Origin of the sequence: Archangium sp. Cb G35 (assembly GCF_001896145.1) — a bacterium.
Lineage (GTDB): Bacteria > Myxococcota > Myxococcia > Myxococcales > Myxococcaceae > Archangium > Archangium violaceum.
Map to the genome: position 1 here is coordinate 306,377 of NZ_MPOI01000014.1, position 23,232 is coordinate 329,608.

The following is a 23,232-nucleotide window of genomic DNA, read 5'->3' on the forward strand; positions in this document are numbered from 1 at the left end:
GTCTGGGAGAGGCATGCGGCGGGAAGGTGTTACCTTCACCCCATGCCTCGCTGGTTCAACACCGCTGGTCCTTGCCGCGCGGACCGCAACTACATGCTTCCGGCTCTGCGGCGCCTGCCCGAAGTGCTCCCCCTGATCGACCAGGAGAGCTACTTCGTTCTCCATGCTCCCCGGCAGGTGGGCAAGACGACGGCGCTGCGAGCCCTGGCTGAAGAACTCACCGCCTCTGGACGTTACGCCGCGCTTCATTTCTCCTGCGAAGAGGGTGAGGTGGCTGGCGACGATCTGGCCGAGGCTCAGCGAGCCATTCTCTCGCGCATCCGCCGCAGTGCCGAACTCCATCTGCCTACGGAGTTGTGTCCGCCTCCGTTCCCCGACGCACCTGACAGCGCGCTCCTGGGGACCGCCCTCGCTGCTTGGGCTCGTGTCTGCCCCCGGCCCCTGGTGCTGTTCTTCGACGAGATCGACGCCCTCCGAGGCCAGAGTCTCCTGAGTGTATTGCGTCAATTGCGCGCAGGTTTCCCCGACCGCCCCACCGCCTTTCCCACCTCCGTCGTCCTGTGCGGCCTGCGTGATGTGCGTGACTACAAGGTGACCTCCGGTGACCGCGGCCACCTGGGGACCTCCAGTCCCTTCAACATCAAGGTCGAGTCGCTCACCCTGCGCAACTTCACGCGCGACGAAGTCGCCGAGCTGTACCAACAGCACACGGACGACACCGGACAGGTGTTCCTTGCCGAGTCCATCGACCGGGCCTTCTATTGGACGCAAGGCCAGCCATGGCTGGTCAACGCCCTGGCCCGGCAGATGGTGGAGCAGTTGGTGCCCGACCGGAGTCAGGTGCTCACCGCCGCCCATGTGGACGCCGCCAAGGAGATCCTCCTCCGGCGTCAGGACACCCACCTGGACAGTCTCGCCGAGCGCCTGCGTGAATCGCGCGTGCGGCGCATCCTCGAGCCCATTCTCGCGGGCCTCGCCCTGGGCAACGTGCCCGAGGATGACCTGCGCTTCGCCCAGGACCTGGGACTGGTGCGCATGGCGCGGACGGGGGGCCTGGAGGTCGCCAACCCGCTCTACCGGGAGATCATCCCGAGGGTGCTGGCGAACACGGCTTTCGCGTCTCTCCCCCCACTGCCCGCCACGTGGCTGCGGGCCGATGGCCGGCTCGACATGGAGCGCCTCATGGAGGCGTTCCTGGCGTTCTGGAGACAGCACGGCCAACCCTTGCTGGGCACCGCGCCCTACCACGAGATCGCGCCTCATCTGGTGCTCATGGCCTTCCTGCACCGGGTGGCCAATGGAGGAGGCACGCTGGAGCGCGAGTACGCCATTGGCACGGGGCGCATGGACCTGTGCCTGCGCTACGGGCCGGACACCCTGGCCCTGGAGCTGAAGGTGTGGCGAGAAGGCGAGAAGGACCCGCTGGAGGACGGGCTGGCTCAGCTCGACGGTTATCTGGGGGGATTGGGACTCGACAGCGGATGGCTCGTCATCTTCGACCGGAGGAGTGGTCAGCCGCCCATCGCCGAGCGCACCCGAGCCACCCCCGCCACGACGCCGACGGGCCGCCGGGTCACGCTGCTGCGCGCCTGAGCACCCTCCGGTGACGAGCGGCGCCAACTTGTCCAACAGTTGGACAAGTTGCTGAAGAGCGCGCCCGGGAGGTCTCCCTCCGTCAGCGCGGGCGCACGTGGGCCGTGACGCGGCAGATGGCGTCGGCGAGCAGCGGAGCGAGGCTCACCACCTCGTGCTGGAAGGGCAGCCCCTTGGGCGGCACCACGCTGTCGGTGGAGATGAGGCGGTGGATGGGCACCTTGCTCAGCCGCTCCACCGCGGGGCCCACCAGCAGCGCGTGCGTGGCCACCACGGTGATGTCGTCGGCACAGCCCTCCTTGTGAAGCGTCTCCGCCGTCGCCGCGATGGTGCCCGCGGTGGAGATGAGGTCATCCACGATGATGGGCCGCAGTCCGCGCACCTCGCCCACCAGGCCCTGCACGTTCACCTCGGAGCCGCTCACCCGGCTCTTGTGGACGATGGCCATTGGCAGCCCGAGTTGCCGCGCATACCGCTCGGCCAGCTTCACCGCGCCCAGGTCCGGGGACACCACCACCGCGCCCGGGCCCGCGTAGGGGCGCGCGGCCTCGGCCAGCATCGTGCCCGCGTCGAGGTGCTCCAGCGGCACGGTGAAGCACCCCTCCAGCGAAGGCGTGTGGAGGTTCACCGCCATCAGCCGGTCGAAGCGCCCGCGCACCAGCAGGTCCGCCACCAGCTTGCCGCCGAGGGCCTCGCTGGGGCTCGCGCGCCGGTCCTGCCGCGCGTAACCGAAGTAGGGCAGCACCGCCATGAGCCGCGCGGCGCCCGCGCGCCAGCACGCGTCCGCCATCAGCAGCAACTCCAGCAGGTTCTCCCCCACGGGCGGCACGGTGGGTTGGATGATGACCACGTTGCGCCCGCGCACGTCCTCGCCGAGCTCCACGTGCAGCTCGCCATCCGGGAAGCGCTCGAGCTTGCAGTCACCGAGGGGACTTCCGAGCGCCCAGGCGAGTGCCTCGCCCAGGGGGCGGTTGGCGGTGCCGCTGAAGACGGTCAGCTCCATGGTCCCCTCCGAAGCCCGCGGGGCCGGGCTGGCCCGGGCGGGTCGTGGCCATCATCCCTCATTCCAGGTGGGCATGGTCGCGGGATTCGCGCACCCGTGCCGAGAAGGCGGCCCGGCCCTCGGAGGCGCGTCGGGAGCCAATGGCGCGCGCCGTGCTTCTCCTAGAGGGAGACCCTCGCCCCCAGGAGGACCCATGCGCTTTCGAGACAGGACGGATGCGGGCCGGCAGTTGGCGGACCTGCTGACGGAGTATGGGGCCCACTCTCCCCTGGTGCTCGGCCTGCCGCGAGGCGGACTTCCGGTGGCGTACGAGGTGGCCCGGAAGCTGGGGGCGCCGTTGGACGTGTGGGTGGTGCGCAAGGTGGGCGCGCCGGGGCAGCCGGAGCTGGGACTGGGGGCGGTGGCCGAGGGGGGAGCACTCTTCCTGGACCGGGAGATGATGCGCTCGCTGGGCTTCTCCGAGACGGAGGTGATGCAGACGGCCGAGCGGGAGTCCCAGGAGGTGATGGCCCGCATCGCCCGGTTCCGGGGACCGCATCCCGCGCCGGACATCGCGGGCCGCACGGTCATCCTGGTGGATGACGGCGTGGCCACGGGCGGGACGGTGCGGGCGGCCATCCGGGCGCTGAGGACGCGGCGGCCGCGCGCAATCGTGCTCGCGGTGCCGGTGGGGGCGGTGGAGTCGCTGGACTCGCTGCGCCCCGAGGTGGACGGCGTGGTGTGCGTGCACCCGGCCGAGTTCATGAGCTCGGTGGGCGAGTACTACGACGACTTCCGGCAGACCTCCGACGAGGAGGTGCAGGCGGTGCTGGGGCGGATGAGGAAGCAGCAGGGCCCCGAGTCGGCGATGAACGCCGGGGATGCGTGGTGGGTCTGAGCGGCAGAGGAGGAGCGACATGGCGGTGGAACGGGAAGTCGAGGTGCGGGCGGGCGGGGTGGTGCTCGGCGGGACGCTCGCGGTGCCGGAGGGGGCACAGGGACTGGTCATCTTCGCGCACGGCAGCGGGAGCAGCCGGCACAGTCCGCGCAACCGGTACGTGGCGTACACGTTGAGGACGGCGGGGCTGGGGACGCTGCTGTTCGATCTGCTGACGGAGGACGAGGAGGCGGAGGACGACGTGACGGCGGCGCTGCGCTTCGACATCGACTTCCTGGCGAGGCGGTTGGGGCAGGTGACGGACTGGGTGTTCGCGAATCCGGAGTTGAGCCGGCTGCGGGTGGGCTACTTCGGTTCGAGCACGGGGGCGGCGGCGGCGCTGGTGGCGGCGGCGGAGAAGCCGGAGGCGATCGGCGCGGTGGTGTCGAGGGGAGGGAGGGCGGACCTGGCGGGGGGCGCGCTGCAGCGGGTGATGGCGCCGACGCTGCTCATCGTGGGCGGGGCGGACGACATCGTGCTGGACCTGAACCAGCGGGCGCTGGAGCGGATGCTGGCGCCGAAGGCGCTGGAGGTGATTCCGGGGGCGACGCACCTGTTCGAGGAGCGGGGGGCACTGGAGCGGGTGGCGGCGCTGGCGGCGGGCTGGTTCACGCGCTTCCTCGGCGCGGCACTGGAGGTCGAGACGAGGCCCTGACCATCCACCCCTCGCCCGCCGGGAGAGGGACGGGGTGAGGGTATCCGTCCCCGTTCTGGAATCCGCGGGTTAGACTGCGCCTCCCATGCCCGCACCGACATATCCCTTGTGTTTCGTCTGGCTCGATCTGGAGATGACCGGACTGGACCCCGACGAATCGGCCATCATCGAGATTGGCGTCATCATCACGGGGCCGGACCTGGTGCCGAAGGCGGAGATGGAGCGGGTCATCTGGCAGCCGGACGAGGTGCTGGGGCGGATGGAGCCGGTGGTGAAGGACATGCACACGCGCAACGGGCTGCTGAAGAAGGTGCGCGAGTCGACGACGTCGCTGCGGGTGGCCGAGCGGGAAATCACGGGGCTGGTGATGCAGCACTGTGGGATGAACGAGGGCATCCTCTGTGGCAACTCCATCCACACGGACCGGCGCTTCCTGGTGAAGTACATGCCGATGCTGGACCGCTACCTGCACTACCGGCAGGTGGACGTGACGAGCATCAAGGTGCTGGGCAACGCGTGGTTCCCGGACATGGTGCCGCTGAGGAAGACGTCGTCGGGGCACACGGCGCTGGCGGACCTGCGCGCGAGCATCGCCGAGCTGACGCACTACCGCACGCACCTGTTCCGCGCGGCCACGGGGCAGGGATAGGCCAGGGGAAGAGGGGGGCGCCTCTCAGTGCCCCTTGTTCAGCTCGGCGGCCACGGTGTCCAGCAGGTCATCGAGCTCGAAGGGCTTGGCGAGGAAGCGGCTGCCCTGCAGCTCCGACTTGGAGACGCGCCCGGCGCTCATCACCACCACGGGGGTGTGGCGCAGCTCCGGGTCCTCCTTGAGCCGGCGCAGCATCTCCTGGCCGTCCATCACGGGCATCATCAAATCCAGCAGGATGAGGTCCGGGCGGTCCTTGCGCACGTGGTCGAGTCCCTCGGCCCCGTTGGCGGCGGTGGACACCTCGTACCCCTCCACGGAGAGGATGTCCGTGAGGGCCTCCAGGATGGCCACCTCGTCGTCCACGATGAGGAGCTTGCTCATGAGCGGCTCCGCTTCCGGGAGGGCAGGCGACGCACCGCCTTCTTGGGGCGGGAGCGCTTGGTCTTCACATTCAGCGGACGGGCCAATCCGGTGAGGATGGCCTCGGCGCTCTCGAAGGTCTCGGCCACGTCGATGCCCCGAGTCGAGATGGAGAATTCGCGCAGAGCGGGTTGGTAGTCACTCTCGCGCATCTTGAGGATGGACAGCATCCGGTACAGCTGGGAGCGGAACTCCACATACCGGAGGAACACGATGTTGTCGACGATGCCTTCCACGCCCTCCACCTTCGCCTCCAGCCGGGGCCCGAAGAGCACCTGGGTCTGCTGGGTCATCATCGTGGTGACCCCCCGGGAGCGCAGCACGTTGAGCAGCGCGGTGAGGAAGTCCGGGGCCCGGTTGGGCTCTAGCGGCTCCTGCAGGAGCGGCTCCAGGCCGTCGAGGACGAGCCGTTGGATGCGGTGGCGCTCCACCAGGCCCAGCAGCTCGTGCGCCAGCGCGTCCGGAAGCGACTCCACCGCCGCCCGCGTCTCCAGCACCACCCGGCCCGAGTCCACCGCCGGCCGCAGGGGCAGTCCCACGCCGTCGGCCTTCGCCAGCAGCCGGGGGGCCGTCTCCATGAAGCCGAAATAGAGGCCGGGCTCGCCCTGGCGCGCGCCGCACTCCAGGAAGTGCAGCCCCATCAGCGTCTTGCCACTGCCCGGCGAGCCCAGCAGCAGCGTGGAGCAGTGGGGACGCACCCCGCCCTGCATCATCTCGTCCAGCCGCGCCAGGCCGAAGCCCTGCCGCCGCTCCAGGTCCAGCTTCTCCTGGGGCGGGTGGCGGTGGAGGCTCTCCAGGCGAGGGTAGATGTTCAGCCCCCGCTCGGTGATGTCGAAGGTGTGCCGGCCGAGCAGCTGGGCCTCGCCGCGCAGCTTCGTCACCTCCACGGTGCGCACCGCCCGGAGTCCCCGCTGCTGCAGCTCGAGCACCACCACCCCATCCACCATGGCGAACTGCGGATCCGCCGCGTTCTCCTGCCGGTTGGTGAGCACCAGGGTGGTGCAGCCGGCCAGCGCGTTGTGCACGCCCAGGCCATGGAGGAACTCGCGGAAGGCCAGCACCGAGCCGGCGCTCTCCTGCGCCGCCAGCAGTCCGTCCACCACCAGCACCGTGGCCTCGTGCTCGCGCACCGAGCGGTAGAGCAGCTTCGCCAGCCCCTCGAGCCCCTCGGACTTCAGCGTGGCGTAGCCGCTCACGTAGTGCAGCGACTGGCCGATGACGTCCCGCTGGAAGAAGCGCATGCGGCGCAGGTGCTCCGTCATGCGCCCATGGGACTCGGACAGCATGGTGACGAACACGGCCCGCCCGCCGTTGGCCACGTGCGAGAAGCAGAGCTGGTTGCCCAGGATGGTCTTCCCCGTCCCGGGCGCCCCGGTGACCATATAGGTGCCACCGTGGAGCCACCCACCCCTGAGCAGGGTGTCCAGACCGGTGGACCCGGTCCGCACCCGGCGCGTGGTCTCCTCGGGCTGCTCTGCTTCGTTCACGCTCCCCGTCTCCTCTCTCGCCAAGTGGACACTACTGGCCCCGCATACGTCCCGAGGAGAATTCCGCTGCGAGTGTCCGCATGTGTCCGAACGCTCACGGCTCTGTTGGTTTCTGAACGCTCGAAGGGGCGGCGTGTGTCTGGAGGTGCTCGCGCAGCAGGTGCTTCTGCACCTTGCCGAGCGCATTGCGGGGCAGGGCGTCCACGAACTCGACGCGGCGGGGCTTCTTGAAGCTGGCGAGCCGGTCCTTGCAGAAGTCGGCCAGCGCCTGGGCCGAGGGCGGGGGCGAGCGCGGGACGACGACGGCCACCACCTGCTCGCCGAAGTCCGGGTCCGGCAGGCCGAGCACCGCCACCTCGGCGACGCCCGGGTGGGTGGCGAGCACCTCCTCCACCTCGCGCGGGTACACGTTGAAGCCGCCGCTGATGATGAGCTCGCGCGCGCGGCCGGTAATATGGAAGTAGCCGTCCCCGTCCCGCATGCCGAGGTCCCCGGTGCGGAACCAGCCCTCGGCGTCGAAGGACTCGGCGGTGGCGTCCGGGCGCTGCCAGTAGCCGGCGAAGACGTGGGGGCCGCGGACCTCGATTTCCCCCGTCTCGCCGTCCGGCAGCGGCTGGCGGGTGCGCACGTCCACCACGCGTGCCTCCTGGCCCGGGTAGGGCATGCCCACGGTGCCGGGACGGCGCTCGCCCTCGTAGGGGTTGGTGGTGTTCATGATGGTTTCCGTCATCCCGTAGCGCTCGAGGATGCGCTGGCCGAACGTCTCCGCCACGTCGTGGAAGAGCTGGGGGCTGAGCGGGGCCGAGCCGGAGACGAGCAGCCGGAGGGGACGGGGACGGAGCCCGGTGCGGCGGGCCTCCTCGACGAGCCGGCCGTACATGGTGGGCACGCCGAAGAACAGGGTGAGGGATGCGTCTTCCTGGAGGGCGGAGAGGACCTCGGGGGCGGCGAAGCGGCGGCGCAGGTCCACGCTGCCGCCGGAGTAGAGGGTGCCGTGCAGGCCCACCATGAGGCCGTGGGTATGGAAGAGCGGGAGGGTGAGCAGGAGCCTGTCGTTCTCCGTCCAGCGCCAGGCCTCGGTGACGGCGCGCACGTTGGCGAGCAGGTTGCGGTGCAGCAGCATGGCGCCCTTGGAGCGGCCGGTGGTGCCGGAGGTGTAGCCGAGCACGGCGAGATGCTCGCCCCGGGGCATGGGGAGGGAGGCGTGGGTGTCGCCCTCGGCGAGGAGCGCGTCGAAGCCCACGTCGGGCCATGGCAGGGGCCCGTCCGGTGTCTCCACGGTGACGAGCCACTCCAGCGCGGGCAGTTGGGCCTTCAGCGGGGCGAGCTCCTCGGCCCCGGCGGCCCCGGTGACACAGACGCGTGCGCCGGCATCGGAGAGGATGTGGCCGAGCTCCACCTGCCGGTACTGGGTGTTGACGAGGACGACGACGCCCCCGGCGTACTGCGTGCCCAGGTAGGCGATGACGAAGGCGGGGCTGTTCTCCAGGAAGAGGGCCACGCGCTCGCCGGGCTTCAGCCCGCGGCGCTGGAGGGCACTGGCGAAGGCGGTGACGTGTCCGGCGAGCTGTCCGGCGGTGAAGCGCTGCTGCTCGAAGTCCAGGACGGGCCGTCCGGGAGCCTGACGGGCGCGGGTGAGGAAGAGCTCGAGGAGGGAGGTCGCCATGGGCGCGGAAGCTACCCCCGAGGGGCCCATTCCGCACTAACCTGCGTGGCTCAACACTTTCGAGGGGAAACGCCGTGGGGATTGCCCGAATCCTGGGATTCATGCTCGTCGTCGCCGGTACCGTCTTCCTGGTGACCGCCTACCGCGCCAGCGGCTCGCTGTCGGAGCGCGCCATGGAGACGTTCACCGGTAGATATTCCGAGCGCACGCAGCGGGACCTGGTGCTCGGCGCCGCAGGCGTGGTGGGCGGCGTGCTGCTCATCGCCTTCGGAGGTGGACGCGGCAAGCGCCGCCGCTAGCGCACCTCCGTCCCAACTTCCGCTCCTTCCCTCCCGCTGGGGATCCAATCGGTCCCCTTGAATTCAATTCCCTCTGGACTCCCATCCCGAGGGGCTGGAGGGAACGGACATGCGAGCGGAGAAATACGCGTTGCTCACGCGGGCCCTGGAGGAGCTGCGGACGGGCCAGTCGGCCGCGGCCCGGCGCTCCCTGGGGGCACTCACCCGGCGGCTGGACGTGGATGGGGTGCCCGAGGACATGCAGTACTTCCTCTTCGCCGCGGCGCTCGCCCGGCGCGTGGGCGTGGGCGAGGCGCAGCAGATGAACCTCTACCTGCGGCGCTTCGAGTTGCCCCAAATCTCCCTCTTCAACCTGGTGGCCGAGCGGCTCCCCATGGTGGGCATGGCGGGACGGATCGCCAATGACCTGCTGTGTGGGCTGCTCGAGGGCCACGAGGACGCCACGCTCATCGACGTGGGCCTGGGCACGGGACGGCAGGAGGCGGCGTTGCTGCGCCGGCTGGCGGAGATGGGCACCCCGTTGCGGCGGCTCACCGTGGTGGGCGTGGAGCCGGACCCGCGGAGCCTGCGTCAGGCGGAGACGTCCCTCACGGCGCTCGCCGGGGAGATGGGGATTGCCTTGCGCTTCCTGGGCATTCCCAAGGTCATCGAGGCGCTCGACGAGGAGGACTGGGCCCTGCTGCGCGACATGCCCGGGCCGAGGCTGGTGCACGCGGCTTTCGCCATGCACCATATGGCCGCGGGGGTGGACCGGCAGGAGCTCTTCCACCGGTTGCGCACCGTGGAGCCCGCCGCCGTGGTGCTGGTCGAGCCGAACTCGGACCACGCCACCGATTCACTGTCCGAGCGCTTTCACAATGCGTGGCACCACTTCTCGCACAACTTCGAGCTGGTGGACGCGCTGGGCCTGCCCGAGCGCGAGCGCAACGGCATCAAGCTGTTCTTCGGCCGGGAGTTCGAGGACATCCTCGGCGCGGTGGACGACTCGCAGCGGTACGAGCGGCACGAGCGGGTGGAGACGTGGAGCCACCGGTTGAGGACGGCGGGCTTTCGTCCAGCACCGGCCAGCCGGCTCGAGGGAGGCTGGTCCTTCCCGCACCCGGCGGTGCACATCCGCCTGGGGCCGGGATATGTGGGCGTGGGCTACAAGGAGGAGACGTTGGTGACGGTCCTGTGTGCCACCCCGGAAGCGAGCTGCTGATCCATGGAGGAGCCCTCGTTGGAGGAGCGGGCACGACGGGTGCTGGAGGCCTGCCGGCGCGCGGGTGAGCGGCTGGCGCTGGCGGAGGCCAGTACGGGAGGACTCGTGTCGGCGAGCCTCACGGATATCTCCGGGGCGTCGGCGGTGGTGGAGCGCGGCTTCGTTCCGTACTCGAACGAGGCGAAGACGGAGCAGCTCGGCGTGCCGGTGGAGTTGATGGTGGCCCACGGCGCGGTCAGCGAGCAGGTCGCGCTGGCGCTCGCACAGGGGGCGCTGGCCCGCTCGCACGCCACGCTGGCGTTCGCGGAGACGGGCATCGCGGGTCCATCGGGTGGCTCGGAGGCGAAACCGGTGGGGCTCGTGTACCTCGCGGTGACGCGGCGGGATGGGACGCACGTGTGTGAGCGCCACGTCTTCACGGGGGATCGGAAGACGATCCGCCGGGCGGCGGCGGCGCGAGGGTTGGAGCTGTTGCTCACCCTCCTGGAGAGAAGCTGACTACCCGACATGGTGGGAGGGGGGACCTCTCCTGCCAGGGGAGGAATGTTAGGCTCGACTCCTCTTCAGCTCTCACGAAGGAGAGCGGACGTGTATCGGATCGACGTCGACAAGCAGAACTGCATCATCGAGCTCGTCCTGGATGGGTTCATCCGCCCGGAGGAGATGACGAGGTTCGTCGAGGAGTTGAGTGCCGCCACGCTGTCGCTGGCCGGGCGGGACATTGGAATCAAGGCGGACATGCGCACCTTCCGCCCCTCCGCGCCGCCGGTGGCGGAGATGCTGCGGGACGTGCAGCAGTTCGGCATCCAGAATGGCGTGAAGCGGGTGGCGGAGATGGTGGAGAGCCAGATGGCCGCGTTGCAGCTCAACCGGGTGGCGCGCGAGAGCGGGACGGACAAGATCCTCCGCCGCTTCACGGACGATCAGTCGGCACGGCGCTGGCTCATCCACGGAGACGAGGAAGCCCTCTCCGCGTAGGTCCGCTGTCCGCGCGCTCCACCCCGGAAACGAAAACGGAGCCCCGGTGCTCCGGGACTCCGTTCTCACTTCACCGTCCGCCCGAAGTGTCTACTTCGCGAGCAGCTGGGGAATGGCCTGGCGCAGATTGGGCATGGGGCCGATCTGCTTCGTGCTGGAGGCCTGCGGCGTGCCGGTGGCGCGCAGCAGCGCACGCAGGGCGCGTGGCTCCAGCGGACCCTTGCCGGTGGCGTTCGCGATGCCCTGCAGGTTGGCCACCGCGCCCACCACGATCGGCGCCGCGCTGGACGTCCCGCTGAAGGTGCCCGTGTACGACTGGTTCTCGCCCGCGCTGGACAGGTCTCCGTAACCCAGCGTCACGACCTTCTCGCCCCAGGCGTGCACATCCACGCGGCTGCCGTGGTTGGTCCAGCACATGGGCGCATGCGTGCCCGCCGTGCCCGCCGCCACCATGATGGCACCCGAGTCCCGCACCGAGCGATCGAACGCACCGCGGTACGTCGGCGAGTCCAGGTTCACGCTGCCGTTGCCAGCCGCCTCCACCACGTGCACGCCACTGGCCGTGGCCTGCGCGATGGCGTCGAAGTTGGCCCGCCAGTACTCCAGCGGCACCTCATCGCACTGGCTCGTGTTGCACGTGCAGTCCTGCGTGCTGCGCGGCCCCTTCGCCTGCAACTGCAGCAGCACCACGCCGCCCTTGCCCACCGCCAACGCCGCGCGCGTGATGGCGCTCGCGATGCTCTGCCCGGCGATGCCCTCGTGGCCCACCTGCGCCCCGTGCGCGATGCCCGTGACGCCGTAGCCGTTGTTCTGCCCCACCATCACCCCCATCGCCGCCGTGCCGTGGTTGCGCCAGCCGAGGTCGTTGTACTGCACACCCCCCACGTGGAAGAAGTTCGGGAGATCCTCGTGCGCGCCGTTCCAGGCGCCCTCCACGTCGACGATCTTCACGCCCGTGCCCGTGCCCCCCGGCACCGTCCAGGCGTAGCGCGCGTCAATGCCTCCCGGAGCCGCGTCCAGGTAGCCCTGCAGGCCCTCGTAGCCCACGCTCATGGCCCCGGCCTGGCCGGACACCTCGAGGCCGAACCACGCCGGCTCCGTCGCCGCCTCGGCGTAGGCGATCTCCACGCTATCGAGCGCGTTGAGCCGCATCACCAGCCCGTTCACGTCCGCGGCGAGCGTCCCCGGCTTCAGCGGCACCTCGAAGTACAGATCCAGGTCCGCCATCTCCTTGCCGCTGCGCTCCTCGGCCAGACGCTTGCGCTCGGCCAGCGTGAGCTCGTCCTGACGGAAGAGGCGTCCGGGCGGGCCCATGCGCGGCACGTCCACGAACACCCTCAGCGCGGCCAGCAGGTCCACGTACACCTTGAGCTCGGAGAGCCCGTGGCGCGCCATGCGCCCCCGCTCGTCCGGGTTGCGCTCACCGGACAGCACCTGCAGCACGCCACCGCGCACGCGCACCCGGGTGCCCTCGTGGAACTTCACCACCAGACGCTGCACCGGCGTCTCCGGCTCCAACTCGGGACTGGTGGGCTTCACGGTGGGCAACCGCGGATCCAGCACCCTGACGCTGGTGGCCTGGGCGGCGGGCGCCGCCAGCAGGCACAAGCCCATCATCCACGTGCGGGTTACGCGATTCTTGAGAAACGAGACCTTCATCTTCCGTCCTTCCAGGGGTGAAGGGGAGATACGGCCATGACGGTGCGTTACGGGTGGGGGGCCCGTAACCTCCCCGTCACCGTCACGTCGCTAGCCTGCCATGCTCGTTTGACGCACAGTGGCAGGCTACCGGGTTCCTAGAATTTTGCGTTAAATGCAGTATTAGCAGATATTCTCTGGAACGGAAACAGGACGGTGAAGTCGCGGTTTTCTTTTCTCAGCGAGTAAGCGGTTCCCTCACCCGCCGAGAAGCAGGACTTCTGTCTCGGGATCCTCGGGGACGTCCCACACGCCCGGCCTGGAGTCGTCCGGATCAAACCCGTAGATGGAGTAACCGGGGGGAACGGGTCCGTCATCGAGGCACAGGACGGCGCGAGGAGGGGCACCCACACCATCCCCATCCCTGTCCGGGTAGAGGACGCGCCAGAGGAAGAGGGCGGGGTTGGCGTCATCGCAGTCGTTGCCGGTGGCCGTGGTGGCGTAGGGAGGGGGGAGGGTGCTGCCCGTGCACACGGAGCCCTTGGAGGGGACGGTGCGGCCATCGCCGTCGGCGTCCACGTACTGGAAGGAGAGGCTCCGCCAGCGGCTCGCGTCGCTGGGAGCGCAGTCGGTGCCCTGGGCGGAGTGGCCCGTGGGCAGGGTGCTGCTCGTGCAGAAGGTGGAGGCGCTGCCGGCGCCCACACCATCCGCGTCCTCGTCCGGGTAGCCCTGGAGGAGCTGGTACACGCTCGCGCGCGTGTCGTCGCAGTCGTTCCCCTTGGCCGTGTTCGCGTAGCCCGCGGGCAGGGTGGTGCCGCCGTGGCAGAGGGAGCCGCTGGAGGCCACGGTGAAGGTGTCCCCGTCGGCATCGCGGTACTGGTAGGTGAGGGTCTGCCAGCGCGTGCCGTCGCCGGGAGCGCAGTCGGTGCTGGTGTCCGCGTAGCCGGCGGGCCGGGTGGTGCCCGCGCACAGGGTCTGGCTGGTGCCGGCGCCCACCCCATCCCCGTCCGTGTCCGGGTAGAGGGTCCACGAGACGCTCACCGAGGCCCGGGTGTCATCGCAGTCGATGGAGGAGGGCCACGAGGCGGAGTAGCCGGGCGGCAGGGTGGAGGCGATGCACAACTCTCCCGGCTCGGCCACCCAGGCGCCGTCTCCATCCGCGTCGCGCCAGGAGTAGCGCGCCTGCGTCCAGCGCGTCCTGTCCTCGGGGGCGCAGTCGCCCGAGCGCGAGGCGTAGCCGGGTTCCGTGGTGCCACCCAGGCAGCGCGTCTCCTGGGGTCCGCTGCCCACGCCGTCCCCGTCCACGTCCCGGTACAGGCCGATCCCCAGCCACAGGTCGGCGCGGGTGTCGTCACAGTCGAAGCCGGAGCCGGCGCTGGTGGAGTAGCCATCGGGGAGCAGCGAGCCGGCGCACACCTGGCCCTCGCCGAAGACGGAGGCGCCATCTCCGTCCGCGTCCCGGTAGAAGTAGGTCATCAACCGGTGGCGCGTGGGGTCCGTGGGCGCGCAATCCTGGTCGGTCTCGGAGTAGCCCGCGGGCGGCGCGTTGCCGATGCAGCGCGGCTCGGTCTCTCCACCCCCGTATCCGTCCCAATCCTTGTCCGCGTACAACTCGACGATGCGCCAGATGCTCGCGTTCGTGTCATCGCAGTCCGTGCCCGGGCGCTGCGCGGAGGCCACCGAATCCGGACCGAGACAGTTGCCGGCCGGGGTGGCGGAGAAGTGCCCGTCCCGGTCTCCGTCGAGGTAGACGGTGCCGCTCACGGTCCGCCAGCGCGCGGGGTCCTGGGGCGCGCAGTCCGCCGCGTCCGAAACTCCGTCGAAGTCGCTGTCCTGTTTCGAGGCCACGGGGGGCAACTCTTCATCACAGCCGAGCTGCGCACTCCCAAGCGCCAGCGCGAGCGCCAGCCATATCCATCGCGTCATGTCTTCCCTCCGTCTGTCCGTTCAGGGGAAGCGCGTTAGCGGCGCACGAGCTTGCAGCCGGTGACCTGGGGCGACGAGTAGTAGGTGGCGTGCCGCAGCTCGAAGTAGTACTGGCCCGGCTTGCTCATGGCCATGAGCGCCATGCGCTCACACGCGCGCAGGTACTGGCTGTAGCTTTCGGAGACGCCAGCATTGACTTCGACGGTGCGGGGCGTCGCCTCGCCGCTCACGATGCCGGTGATCTTGAGCCAGTTCAGGCTCTTGATCTCGTAGCTGTCCAGCGTCTCGAAGAGGAAGACGCTCTCGGTGGCGGACTGCGCCGAGGCGATGGTGAGCGGCGAGAGGGCAAGCAGAAGGGTGGCTGCGGAAGCGAGCGTCTTGAGCGTCATGGTGGTGTTCCCCCCGGATGGGTGTGTTCGCGCTTCCTTGCACCGGCCTGGGAGGAAGCGGGACGCTGCCTATACCGCGAATCCGAGGGCCACCGCGAGCAGTCCACCGAGTCCCGCGTACAGCGGAATGTTGCAGGCCAGGGTGATGCGGTTGATGCGGCGGAAGCGGGCCTGCGCCTCGTCGGCGAACCAGATGCCGTCCTCGCCGGTGGTGTGTCCCGCGACGGCGTGGAAGAAGAGCGTGGCGTACAGCACCTCGACGATGAGGCTCACCAGCACGAGGGCGATGAGCGACAGGGTCCACACGTCCAGGGGCGAGGGCGGGCCGTCGCGGCGGAGCTGGTACCAGGAGAGGCCGCCGAGCAGCTGGAAGATGCACAGCACGTCATGGCCGATGCCGTACGGGGGCCGCCAGTTGTGGGAGACGTAGAGCATGTAGAGCTCGGCCACGCCGCGCAGCCACATGAAGGCGCCGAAGCCGCCGAGCACCAGGCGCAGGTCCGGGTGCACGGAGGAGTCGAGCGCCACGATGGGGCAGAGGAGGAACCAGAGGAAGATGGCGTAGAAGAGCCAGGCGAGCTTGGGCGGGGAGATGCGGCCGCCGCGGGCCGCCTGGACGTTCTGCCTGCGCCAGAAGACGAAGCCGAGCAGGGCGGACAACCCCAGCAGGGCGAGGATGAGGACGCGGGTGAGGGGGGCGAGCATCAGGGACGGCGCGGGGGGGGATAGAGGTCAGGGTAGCGCAGGAGGTACCAGTCGCGAAGGCGGGGCAGGTGGTGCAGGGACACCTGGGGATGCAGGTGGTGCACCACGTGGCAGCCCACGTGGAGCGGCGCGGTGAGCAGCCGGCCCATCCAGCCGAGTCCATGATCCGAGGTGCAGGCGAGCACATCACGCAGGGTGCGCCCGTTCACGGTACGGGGTGTGTGTTCGGCGAGCAGCCGCCACGCGCACAGGCCCGAGGCCAGCAGGAAGGGCAGTCCGTAACCGGGGCCCACCACCGAGGGCCAGCGCAGGGCGGCGGCGAGCACCGCGAGGTGGAAGAGGACCTGGGCTGTCTCCGCGCGGGCGCAGTCGAGCACCTCGGCGTCGTGGGTGAGATCCTCGCCGGAGCGATCCTGGAGGAAGAGCCGCGCGTACGGGGTGCGCAGCGTGGGGATGAGCCAGGCGAGAAGCCCGAAGGGACCGCGCAGCACCCAGAAGGGGAGGATGGGGCAGATGCGCAGCCACACGACGAACTGGCGCCAGGGGCTCGCGGGAGGACGCCGGTAGGGGTCCGAGGGGAGGCCCGCGTCGCGGTGGTGACGCAGGTGGTGGTAGCGCATGGCCTCCATGGTGTTGGCGACGGGGAGGCCGGCGAGCAGCTCCAACAGCCGGAGGGCGGGGCCCTTGTGGCGCCAGGGCAGGTGGATGGCGTCATGGAGCACGACGCCGAGCGCATGCAGCCGGCCGGCGATGAGCAGCGCGAACAGGGGAGTCAGGGCGGGCGCCCGCGCCATGCACACCCAGCACAGGAAGATCCACACCCACTGGGTGAAGGCGAGGCGCAGCAGTTCCGGCACGGTGGCGCGGCCGAGAAGCTCAGGGGGGACGGGAGCACGAAGCGGGATGTGCCCGGAGTCCGCGGTGGGGGGCGCGCACGAGGAGGGGAGCATGAGAATCGACGTGATGGTGGGCAGGCTCCAGGGGGGTCATGCAAGCCCCCCGCCCGTCCTGGACAGAGGGACGGGGGCGGTGCACTCTCGGCGCGCGCTCGGAGGCGCGTCCCAATGAGAGCTGAGCAGGCAATGGCACATCCGGCGCCGGTGGGCACCGGGTTGCAAACGGCCCCGCGCGCCGAGCGCTGGGGCTGGGTGTGGCCCCGGTGGAACGACCCGCGCATTCCCTTCGCGGCCATCCTCACGCTGTACGGCGTGCTGGGCTTCTCCTTCTTCGGCTTCAACCGCAACCCGTGGCAGATGCTGGCCATCGTCACGGCCGGCAGCGCGCTGGACGCGGGCCTGGGCTGGCTGCTGCGCCGCGAGAAGGTGGTGCCCCTGAGTGGCTACATCTCGTGCTGCTCGCTGGCTCTGCTGCTCAACTACTCGCACTCGAGCTGGCTGTTGTTGCTGCCAGTGTGGCTCACCATCGGCTCCAAGTACGTGCTCACGTTCGAGGGCCGCCACGTCTTCAACCCGTCGATGTTCGGCGTGGCCACCTCGCTGCTCTTCACGCGCGAGCTCATCACCGCGGCGCCGGCCTACCAGTGGGCCAATGGCGAGGTGGCGCTCTCGGCCTTCATCGTGATGGCCGCGCTGGTGCTCTTCTTCTTCCGCGTGGGCCGCACCTGGCTGGTGCTGAGCTTCCTCTTCTTCTATGCGCTGCAGACGGCCCTGCGCGCGTACATCCTGCGTCACCACCTGCCGCCCGAGGTGCTCTTCCTCGGCACGCTGGGGGCGCCGGCCTTCTTCATCTTCACCTTCTACATGATCACCGATCCGGGCACGTCGCCGAAGACGCCCCGGGCCCAGGTGCTCCTGGCGCTCGCCCTCACGTTGGTGGACCTGGTGCTCCACCTCAAGGAGAGCGTCTTCACCTTCTTCTACGCGGCCCTCACGTGTGCCACGGCGCGCTTCCTCTTCCTGCACGGACGCGCCCTGTGGCAGCGCGGGCCTCGCGCATACTTCGCGGGAGTCTTCTCGCCGGGGCCCTTGAAGCGCCTGGCGGCGGTGGGGGGACTCGGCGCGGTGATGGCCGCGGGCTACTTCCTCGTGGTGGCGCCCTCGGTGCAATCGCGGCCGCTGCCCTTGCACATGGAGCGGCTGGAGGCCTCGCATACGGGGCTCGGCTCGACGATGGGGGACGTGCTGTTGAAGGTGGACCCGCGCGTGCTGCACGTGGCCAAGTGGGTGCTGAGCGTGGGCGACGCCGTGGCCACCGGGGACTTCGACGGGGATGGGAAGCTGGACCTCTTCCTCACGAATCCGCTCAAGTCGGACGAGCACCGTGCCGCGCTCTACCGCAACGTGGGGGACCTGCGCTTCGAGCGCGTGAAGGTGCCCGCGCTGGAGCACATCGCCGCGAGCTACACCACCGAGGGCGCGGCCGCCGGTGGAACCTTCGTGGACTACGACGGGGATGGTGACCAGGACCTGGCGGTGGCGGTGGCCTTCGGGCCCTCGAAGCTGCTGCACAACCAGCTGCGCGAGACGGGCACCGCGACTTTCGAGGACGTCACCACGCGGGCCGGAGTGGGGGACCACTCGGTGAGCATGGCCGTCACGCTGCTCGACTTCGACCGGGACGGGCACCTGGACCTCTTCGTGGCCAACGCGCTCACCACGCACCTGCCGGACTACGCCACGCCCACCCCGTTCAACTTCTTCAAGCTGCCGCCGCCCGAGTATGCGGGGGACCGGCGCATGCTGCGCTTCTTCCACAACGGCTGGCACAACGCGGACAACGGCGGCCTCAACGTGCTCTACCGCGCCCGGGGCGATGGCACCTTCGAGAAGCTCGACTCCGTGAAGCTGGGGCTGGACGAGACGCGCTGGTCGCTCGCCGTGAGCACGGTGGACCTGAACCAGGACGGGTGGACGGACCTGTACATCGCCAACGACTTCGGCCCGGATGAGCTCTACCTGAACGAGCAGGGCAAGCGTTTCCGCCGGGTGGTGGGGAAGCTGTTCGGGGAGATCGGCAAGGACACGTACAAGGGGATGAACTCCAGCGTGGCGGACTTCGACCGCAACGGGTGGCTGGATGTGTACGTGTCCAACGTGCACCACTCGCTCCAGGCCGAGGGCAGCCTGCTGTGGATGACGTACCCGGGGAAGGAGCCGTTCGTCCCCGAGCTGAAGGACGAGGCGACGTTCCGCGGAGCGCTCAACGAGCGGCGCTTCGGCTGGGGCGCGGCGGCGGGGGACCTGGACAACGACGGGTGGCCCGACATCGTGCAGGCCAACGGGCACATCGATGACCGGCTGGACCACCTCTACGACTCGGGGCGCAAGGACTACTGGTACGTCAATCACAAGCTGATGCAGTCCGGCCCCGAGGTGCACACGTACGCGGACAAGTGGGGCGACATCCGTGGGCGCACCATCTACCCGAACGAGCCTCGCCGCGCGTACCTGAACCTCGGCGACGAGAAGCCCGGCCACTTCGTGGACGTGGCGAAGGAGCTGGGCCTGGATGACCCGGACAACTCGCGCGGCGTGCTGCTCGCGGACCTGGACGACGACGGGGACCTGGATGCGGTCATCTCCAACCAGCACGGGCCCGCGTCCGTCTACCGCAACACGCTGCGCGATGGAGCGGGCGGGGACGCGGCGCACTTCGTGGGCCTGTCGCTGGTGGGTGATGGACGGCGCACGGCCCGGAGCGCGGTGGGAACGCGGGTCGTCGTGTCCTACGAGGAGGGTGGAAAGCGCGTGGAGCAGGTGCGGGAGGTGGGGCTGATGGGGGGCCTGAGTGCCTCGGCGGATCCACGCCTGCACTTCGGGCTCGGGAGGCATGCGGGCCCGGTGACGGCTTCGGTCCACTGGTATGGCGGCGAGGTGCAGACCGTGCAGCTCGAGGCCGATCGCTACCACGTCCTCTCGCAGCCCGCCGTGACCGCGGGCCTGCGCGGCAGCCCATAGGGAGTCCGATGCTCTCCGCCTTGAAGGGAGCCACCGTTTCGCGCGAGTCGCTCACCGAGCACCAGCGCGCGCAGATGCTCGCGTTGATGCAGGTGTGCTACGCGGGCGTCAGCGCCGAGCGTTTCGCGCGGGACCTGGCCGGCAAACAGTATGTGATCCTCCTGTCCGCGAGACGCTCGGGCGAGCTGGTGGGCTTCAGCACGCTGCGCGTCTCGGAGGAGCAGGTGGAGGGACGGGCGGTGGAGGTCGTCTTCTCGGGAGACACCGTCATCCACCCGGACTACTGGGGACAGAAGGAGCTGCAGGTGCGCTTCGGGCGCTTCATGCTCGCGCGCAAGCTGCGCCACCCGATGAGGCCGCTGCTGTGGCTGCTGTTGAGCGCGGGCTACAAGACCTACCTGCTGGCGGTGAACCACTTCCCGCGAACGGTGCCACGGCACGACTGGGAAGCGCCGCCGGAGCGGGTGTCTTTCCTGCGAGCACTGGCCGGGCGCTGGTTTGGCGAGCAATACGACGAGACGAAGGGGACGGTGCGTTTCGCGGGCGCGCACTACCGGGTGAGGGATGGGGTGTCGCCGATAGACAGGGAGGCCGCGGCGCATCCGCACATTGGGTTCTTCGCGAGGAAGAACCCGGCGCACGTGGAGGGGGAGGAGTTGGTGTGCCTGGCGGAGATCCGAGCGAGGGATCTGCTGTGGGCGCTGACGGAGCTGTCGATGAAGCAGGTGCGGCTGTGGACGAGGCGAGGCCTGAAGCTGATGGGAGTGAGGGCATGACCATCACCGCGAGCACCACCACCGTGAGTCCTCATCTGTGAGTCCTCATCTGTGAGTCTTCATCTGTGAGTCCTCATCCCCACTGTCACAATATCCCCTCGCCCTCCGGGAGAGGGACGGGGTGAGGGTATCTCGGGTCCCAGGTTGAACCCATGCTGACATCACGCCGTCTACTCTCGGGGCTCATGGCGGCCCAGGCGCCGGCCGCGTTCCTGTTCCACCGAGCGCTCCAGCGTCCCGAGGAAACCCAATCCGAGAACCTCGCGCGGATCCTCCGGGGCACGAGGGACACGACCCAATCCAAGAGGGTCCCCGGCTTCTCTAAAATCCGCACGGCACGCGAGTTCCAGGAGGCGGTTCCCATCTCGACGCCGGACTCGGTGCTGCCGGACATCGAGGCGCTCAAATCAGGGACACCCCACGTCCTCACCCGGGAACCCGTGATCCGCTTCGAGCCCTCGGGAGGCTCCTCGGGGGCGTCCAAGTACGTGCCCATGACGAGGGGGCTGCTCGACGAATTCCACCGGGCGCTCGCGCCGATGCTGTTCGACCTGCTGCACTCGCGCCCCGCCGTGCGCGAGGGTCCGAGCTACTGGTCCATCTCGCCGATCGGGCGCAAACAGGGGCGGACGGCCGGGGGAATTCCAGTGGGGAGCGTGGAGGACTTGGCGTACTTCCCGCGCTTCCTGCAGCCGGTGCTCTCGCGTGTGTTCGCCGTGCCCGGTGCGGTGGCCCGGCTGCCGGATGTCGAGTCGTGCCGGTATGTGACGCTGTGGTTCCTCGTGGCCTGTGAGGAGCTGGCGCTCCTGAGCGTGTGGAATCCGAGCTTCCTCACGCTGCTCATGGATGCACTGGAGCGGCATGGGGAGCGGCTGGCCGAGGATTTGGAACGCGGGGTGTGCAGACCTCTCCCAGAGGGAGAGGGAGTGATTGCCCAGATGCGGTTTTCTCCCCGGCCCGAGCGCGCTCGCGTGCTTCGCGAGGCCCTGCGCTCCGGACTCCAGGGACGCATGCTCTGGCCCCGGCTCGCGCTGCTCAGCATGTGGACCGATGCCCAGGCCGCGCACTCCGTCGCCCCCGCCCGCCGCCGTTTCCATGGTGTCGAAGTCCAGGGCAAGGGGCTGCTCGCCACCGAGGGCGTCGTCACGCTGCCCCTCTTCGACGCCCCCGCCCCCGTGCTCGCCATCCGCAGCCACTTCTTCGAGTTCCTCGACCCCGAGCACCCCGAGGCCCGTCCCCGGCTCGCGCATGAGCTCGCAGCCGGCCGCACCTACTCCGTCCTCCTCTCCACCTCCGGCGGCCTGCTGCGCTACCGCATCGGAGACCTCGTCCGCGTCGAGGGCTTCCACCACGCCACGCCCTGTCTGCGCTTCCTGGGCCGGGCTGATGCCGTGAGTGATCTCGTCGGAGAGAAGCTCGCCGCCACGCGCGTCTCCACCGTGCTCGAATCGCTGCTGCCCACGGTGCTCGGCGGAGCGCGTCCTCCGTTCGCCATGGTGGCTCCCGAGTGGGAGCCCCACGCGCCACCGGCCTACCGGCTCTTCCTCGAGACCGACGTGCCCGAGGCGCGCCTGCACGAGGCCGCCCAGGCGCTCGAGCGCGCCCTGTGCGAGGGCTACCACTACCGCTATGCCCGCGAGCTCGGCCAGCTCGGCCCCGTGAGCGCGCTCCGCGTCACCGAGGGCGCGCGCCACTACGAGGCCCGCTGCATCACGCTCGGCCAGCGCGCTGGCGACATCAAACCCACGGATCTCCATCGCCAGGCAGGCTGGACCGCTTGGTTCTCCCAGCAAGGACCGAAGCACCCATGAGGAACCCACTCGAAGCCGCGAGCCTCGCGCTCGTCACGACGCCCGCCGTGGACCTCGAGGCCGAGGCCGACCTCACCCGCTGTGGCGCCCTCAAGGACTTCTGGTACGTCGCCTGCCTGTCCACCGAGCTCCCCCAGGGCAAGCCGCTGGCGCGCACCATTCTCGGGACGAACCTCGTGCTCTTCCGCGACGAGCACGGCCGGCCCGCGGCGCTGCGCGACCGCTGCCTGCACCGCAACGCGCGCCTGTCGGCGGGCGATGTCTTCCACGGCCGCATCGGCTGCCCGTACCACGGCTGGACGTATGACGCGTCGGGCGCGGTGGTGGAGGTGCCCTCGCTCGGGCCGAGCCAGTGTGGCGAGGCGCTCGATGCGCAGGGCCATGCGCGCGCGGGCCTCCAGGTGCGCCCGTGCGACCTCGGGAAGCTCCAGCGCTTCGACACGCTGGAGCAGGACGGGCTCGTCTACGTCTTCATGGGTGGAGACGCGAAGCGTGCCCGCCGCCCGGCCTTCCGCGTGCCGTACTGGGGTCAGCCCGAGTGGACCGTGTACTTCATGGTCACGCGCTTCCCCAACGGGGTGACGAATCTGGTGGAGAACTTCATGGATGTGCCACACACGGTCTTCGTGCACCGGGGGTGGTTCCGCGACCCGGCGCGCAAGCGGGTGCCTGCCCGGGTGAAGCGCGCGGAGGGAAGCGTGCTCGTCACCTACCAGCAGGAGCAGGACACGGTGACGGGGCTGGGCCGCATCTTCAACCCGAGTGGCCTGCCCATGGTCCACACGGACCATTACTTCATCCCGAACATCACCCGTGTGGATTACATGTGGGGCGACCGCAGCGGCTTCGCCATCAACTCGCAGGTGACGCCCATCGGCCCCACGGACAGCCTCGTCTACACGGCCATCAGCTACCGGCTGCCGTATGACCTGCCGCGAGCGCTGGTGGCACGGGCCCTCATGCCGCTGGTGCGCTGGTACACCACGCAGGTCATCCGCCAGGACGTGGACATCATGAAGGTGCAGCGCGAGGGGCTGACCAACGGTCCCGGAGGCGGCGTCTTCGCCGGCACCGAGGCGGATCTGCTCCATGCGGACATCGAGGCCTACCGCCGCTGGCTGCTCGAGGGCGGACACGGCGAGGGACCCAGTGACGAGGAGCGTGGCATCGTCTTCTGGATCTGAGCCCTGATACCGTAGGCGG

At 69.7% G+C, this 23,232-nt stretch carries 21 protein-coding genes; 12 read left to right on the plus strand and 9 right to left on the minus strand.

Translation table 11 applies throughout. The annotated features are described in order from the left end of the window. Positions 1 to 42 precede the first annotated feature (42 nt). A complete protein-coding gene (locus tag BO221_RS38070; RefSeq protein ID WP_073565768.1) occupies positions 43 to 1,593 on the plus strand; it encodes an ATP-binding protein in 1,551 nt (516 codons plus the stop codon). Between the two features lie 82 nt (positions 1,594 to 1,675). Here BO221_RS38070 and BO221_RS38075 read toward each other — a convergent pair whose 3' ends face one another. Continuing rightward, the gene (locus BO221_RS38075) at positions 1,676 to 2,596 is read right to left on the minus strand and encodes a ribose-phosphate pyrophosphokinase (RefSeq protein WP_073565769.1); all 921 of its coding nucleotides are present in this window, start codon (positions 2,594 to 2,596) and stop codon (positions 1,676 to 1,678) included. 193 nt (positions 2,597 to 2,789) lie between these two features. On the opposite strand from BO221_RS38075, the gene BO221_RS54295 reads away from it, so the two are divergent. From BO221_RS54295 to orn, 3 genes are all read left to right on the plus strand, one after another. Continuing rightward, positions 2,790 to 3,473 carry a phosphoribosyltransferase gene (locus tag BO221_RS54295; RefSeq protein WP_073565770.1) on the plus strand — a complete coding sequence of 228 codons (684 nt, stop codon included), beginning with the start codon at positions 2,790 to 2,792 and terminating at the stop codon, positions 3,471 to 3,473. A gap of 19 nt (positions 3,474 to 3,492) precedes the next feature. Continuing rightward, positions 3,493 to 4,167 (plus strand): dienelactone hydrolase family protein, encoded by a 675-nt coding sequence (locus tag BO221_RS54300; protein WP_233166442.1) that lies wholly within the window; start codon positions 3,493 to 3,495, stop codon positions 4,165 to 4,167. An 85-nt stretch (positions 4,168 to 4,252) separates the two neighbouring features. Next, the gene (gene orn, locus BO221_RS38090; RefSeq protein ID WP_073565772.1) at positions 4,253 to 4,816 is read left to right on the plus strand and encodes an oligoribonuclease; all 564 of its coding nucleotides are present in this window, start codon (positions 4,253 to 4,255) and stop codon (positions 4,814 to 4,816) included. A 24-nt stretch (positions 4,817 to 4,840) separates the two neighbouring features. Here orn and BO221_RS38095 read toward each other — a convergent pair whose 3' ends face one another. The 3 genes from BO221_RS38095 to BO221_RS38105 form a co-directional block, all read right to left on the minus strand. Beyond that, the gene (locus BO221_RS38095; RefSeq protein WP_073565773.1) at positions 4,841 to 5,197 is read right to left on the minus strand and encodes a PleD family two-component system response regulator; all 357 of its coding nucleotides are present in this window, start codon (positions 5,195 to 5,197) and stop codon (positions 4,841 to 4,843) included. Continuing rightward, the gene (locus tag BO221_RS38100) at positions 5,194 to 6,723 is read right to left on the minus strand and encodes an ATPase domain-containing protein (RefSeq protein ID WP_073565774.1); all 1,530 of its coding nucleotides are present in this window, start codon (positions 6,721 to 6,723) and stop codon (positions 5,194 to 5,196) included. Before BO221_RS38100 ends, BO221_RS38095 begins: the two co-directional genes overlap by 4 nt. 94 nt (positions 6,724 to 6,817) lie before the next feature. Next, positions 6,818 to 8,389 carry an AMP-binding protein gene (locus tag BO221_RS38105; RefSeq protein WP_073565775.1) on the minus strand — a complete coding sequence of 524 codons (1,572 nt, stop codon included), beginning with the start codon at positions 8,387 to 8,389 and terminating at the stop codon, positions 6,818 to 6,820. 74 nt (positions 8,390 to 8,463) lie between these two features. Here BO221_RS38105 and BO221_RS38110 point away from each other — a divergent pair, with 74 nt between their 5' ends. The 4 genes from BO221_RS38110 to BO221_RS38125 all read left to right on the plus strand — a co-directional run bounded on the left by BO221_RS38110 (position 8,464) and on the right by BO221_RS38125 (position 10,867). After that, positions 8,464 to 8,688 carry a DUF3185 family protein gene (locus BO221_RS38110; RefSeq protein WP_083682028.1) on the plus strand — a complete coding sequence of 75 codons (225 nt, stop codon included), beginning with the start codon at positions 8,464 to 8,466 and terminating at the stop codon, positions 8,686 to 8,688. Positions 8,689 to 8,797: 109 nt separating this feature from the next. After that, positions 8,798 to 9,889, plus strand: a complete 1,092-nt coding sequence (locus tag BO221_RS38115) for a GRAS family protein (protein ID WP_073565776.1) — start codon at positions 8,798 to 8,800, stop codon at positions 9,887 to 9,889. Between the two features lie 3 nt (positions 9,890 to 9,892). Then, on the plus strand, positions 9,893 to 10,387 hold the full coding sequence (locus tag BO221_RS38120) for a CinA family protein (protein ID WP_073565777.1): 495 nt from the start codon (positions 9,893 to 9,895) through the stop codon (positions 10,385 to 10,387). Between the two features lie 90 nt (positions 10,388 to 10,477). Continuing rightward, a complete protein-coding gene (locus BO221_RS38125; protein WP_073565778.1) occupies positions 10,478 to 10,867 on the plus strand; it encodes an STAS/SEC14 domain-containing protein in 390 nt (129 codons plus the stop codon). Between the two features lie 90 nt (positions 10,868 to 10,957). Here the strand turns inward: BO221_RS38125 and BO221_RS38130 are convergent, their stop codons facing one another. From BO221_RS38130 to BO221_RS38150, 5 genes are all read right to left on the minus strand, one after another. Then, entirely contained in the window at positions 10,958 to 12,526 is a 1,569-nt protein-coding gene (locus BO221_RS38130; RefSeq protein WP_073565779.1) for a S8 family peptidase, read from the minus strand. 237 nt (positions 12,527 to 12,763) lie between these two features. Then, on the minus strand, positions 12,764 to 14,431 hold the full coding sequence (locus BO221_RS38135; protein ID WP_073565780.1) for a hypothetical protein: 1,668 nt from the start codon (positions 14,429 to 14,431) through the stop codon (positions 12,764 to 12,766). Between the two features lie 35 nt (positions 14,432 to 14,466). Further along, on the minus strand, positions 14,467 to 14,820 hold the full coding sequence (locus BO221_RS38140; protein WP_073565781.1) for a hypothetical protein: 354 nt from the start codon (positions 14,818 to 14,820) through the stop codon (positions 14,467 to 14,469). 69 nt (positions 14,821 to 14,889) lie between these two features. Then, positions 14,890 to 15,525, minus strand: a complete 636-nt coding sequence (locus tag BO221_RS38145) for a hypothetical protein (protein ID WP_073565782.1) — start codon at positions 15,523 to 15,525, stop codon at positions 14,890 to 14,892. Further along, complete coding sequence (locus BO221_RS38150; RefSeq protein WP_073565783.1) at positions 15,525 to 16,475, minus strand: fatty acid desaturase; 951 nt, start codon at positions 16,473 to 16,475, stop codon at positions 15,525 to 15,527. Before BO221_RS38150 ends, BO221_RS38145 begins: the two co-directional genes overlap by 1 nt. Positions 16,476 to 16,607: 132 nt before the next feature. Between BO221_RS38150 and BO221_RS38155 the strand changes: the two genes are divergently transcribed. The 4 genes from BO221_RS38155 to BO221_RS38170 all read left to right on the plus strand — a co-directional run bounded on the left by BO221_RS38155 (position 16,608) and on the right by BO221_RS38170 (position 23,213). Then, positions 16,608 to 19,442 (plus strand): CRTAC1 family protein, encoded by a 2,835-nt coding sequence (locus BO221_RS38155; RefSeq protein WP_198956270.1) that lies wholly within the window; start codon positions 16,608 to 16,610, stop codon positions 19,440 to 19,442. Positions 19,443 to 19,450: 8 nt separating this feature from the next. Beyond that, complete coding sequence (locus BO221_RS38160; protein WP_073565785.1) at positions 19,451 to 20,218, plus strand: hypothetical protein; 768 nt, start codon at positions 19,451 to 19,453, stop codon at positions 20,216 to 20,218. A gap of 152 nt (positions 20,219 to 20,370) precedes the next feature. Further along, on the plus strand, positions 20,371 to 22,029 hold the full coding sequence (locus BO221_RS38165) for a GH3 auxin-responsive promoter family protein (RefSeq protein WP_073565786.1): 1,659 nt from the start codon (positions 20,371 to 20,373) through the stop codon (positions 22,027 to 22,029). After that, positions 22,026 to 23,213 (plus strand): aromatic ring-hydroxylating dioxygenase subunit alpha, encoded by a 1,188-nt coding sequence (locus BO221_RS38170; RefSeq protein ID WP_073565787.1) that lies wholly within the window; start codon positions 22,026 to 22,028, stop codon positions 23,211 to 23,213. Before BO221_RS38165 ends, BO221_RS38170 begins: the two co-directional genes overlap by 4 nt. The last annotated feature ends 19 nt before the right edge of the window (positions 23,214 to 23,232 follow it).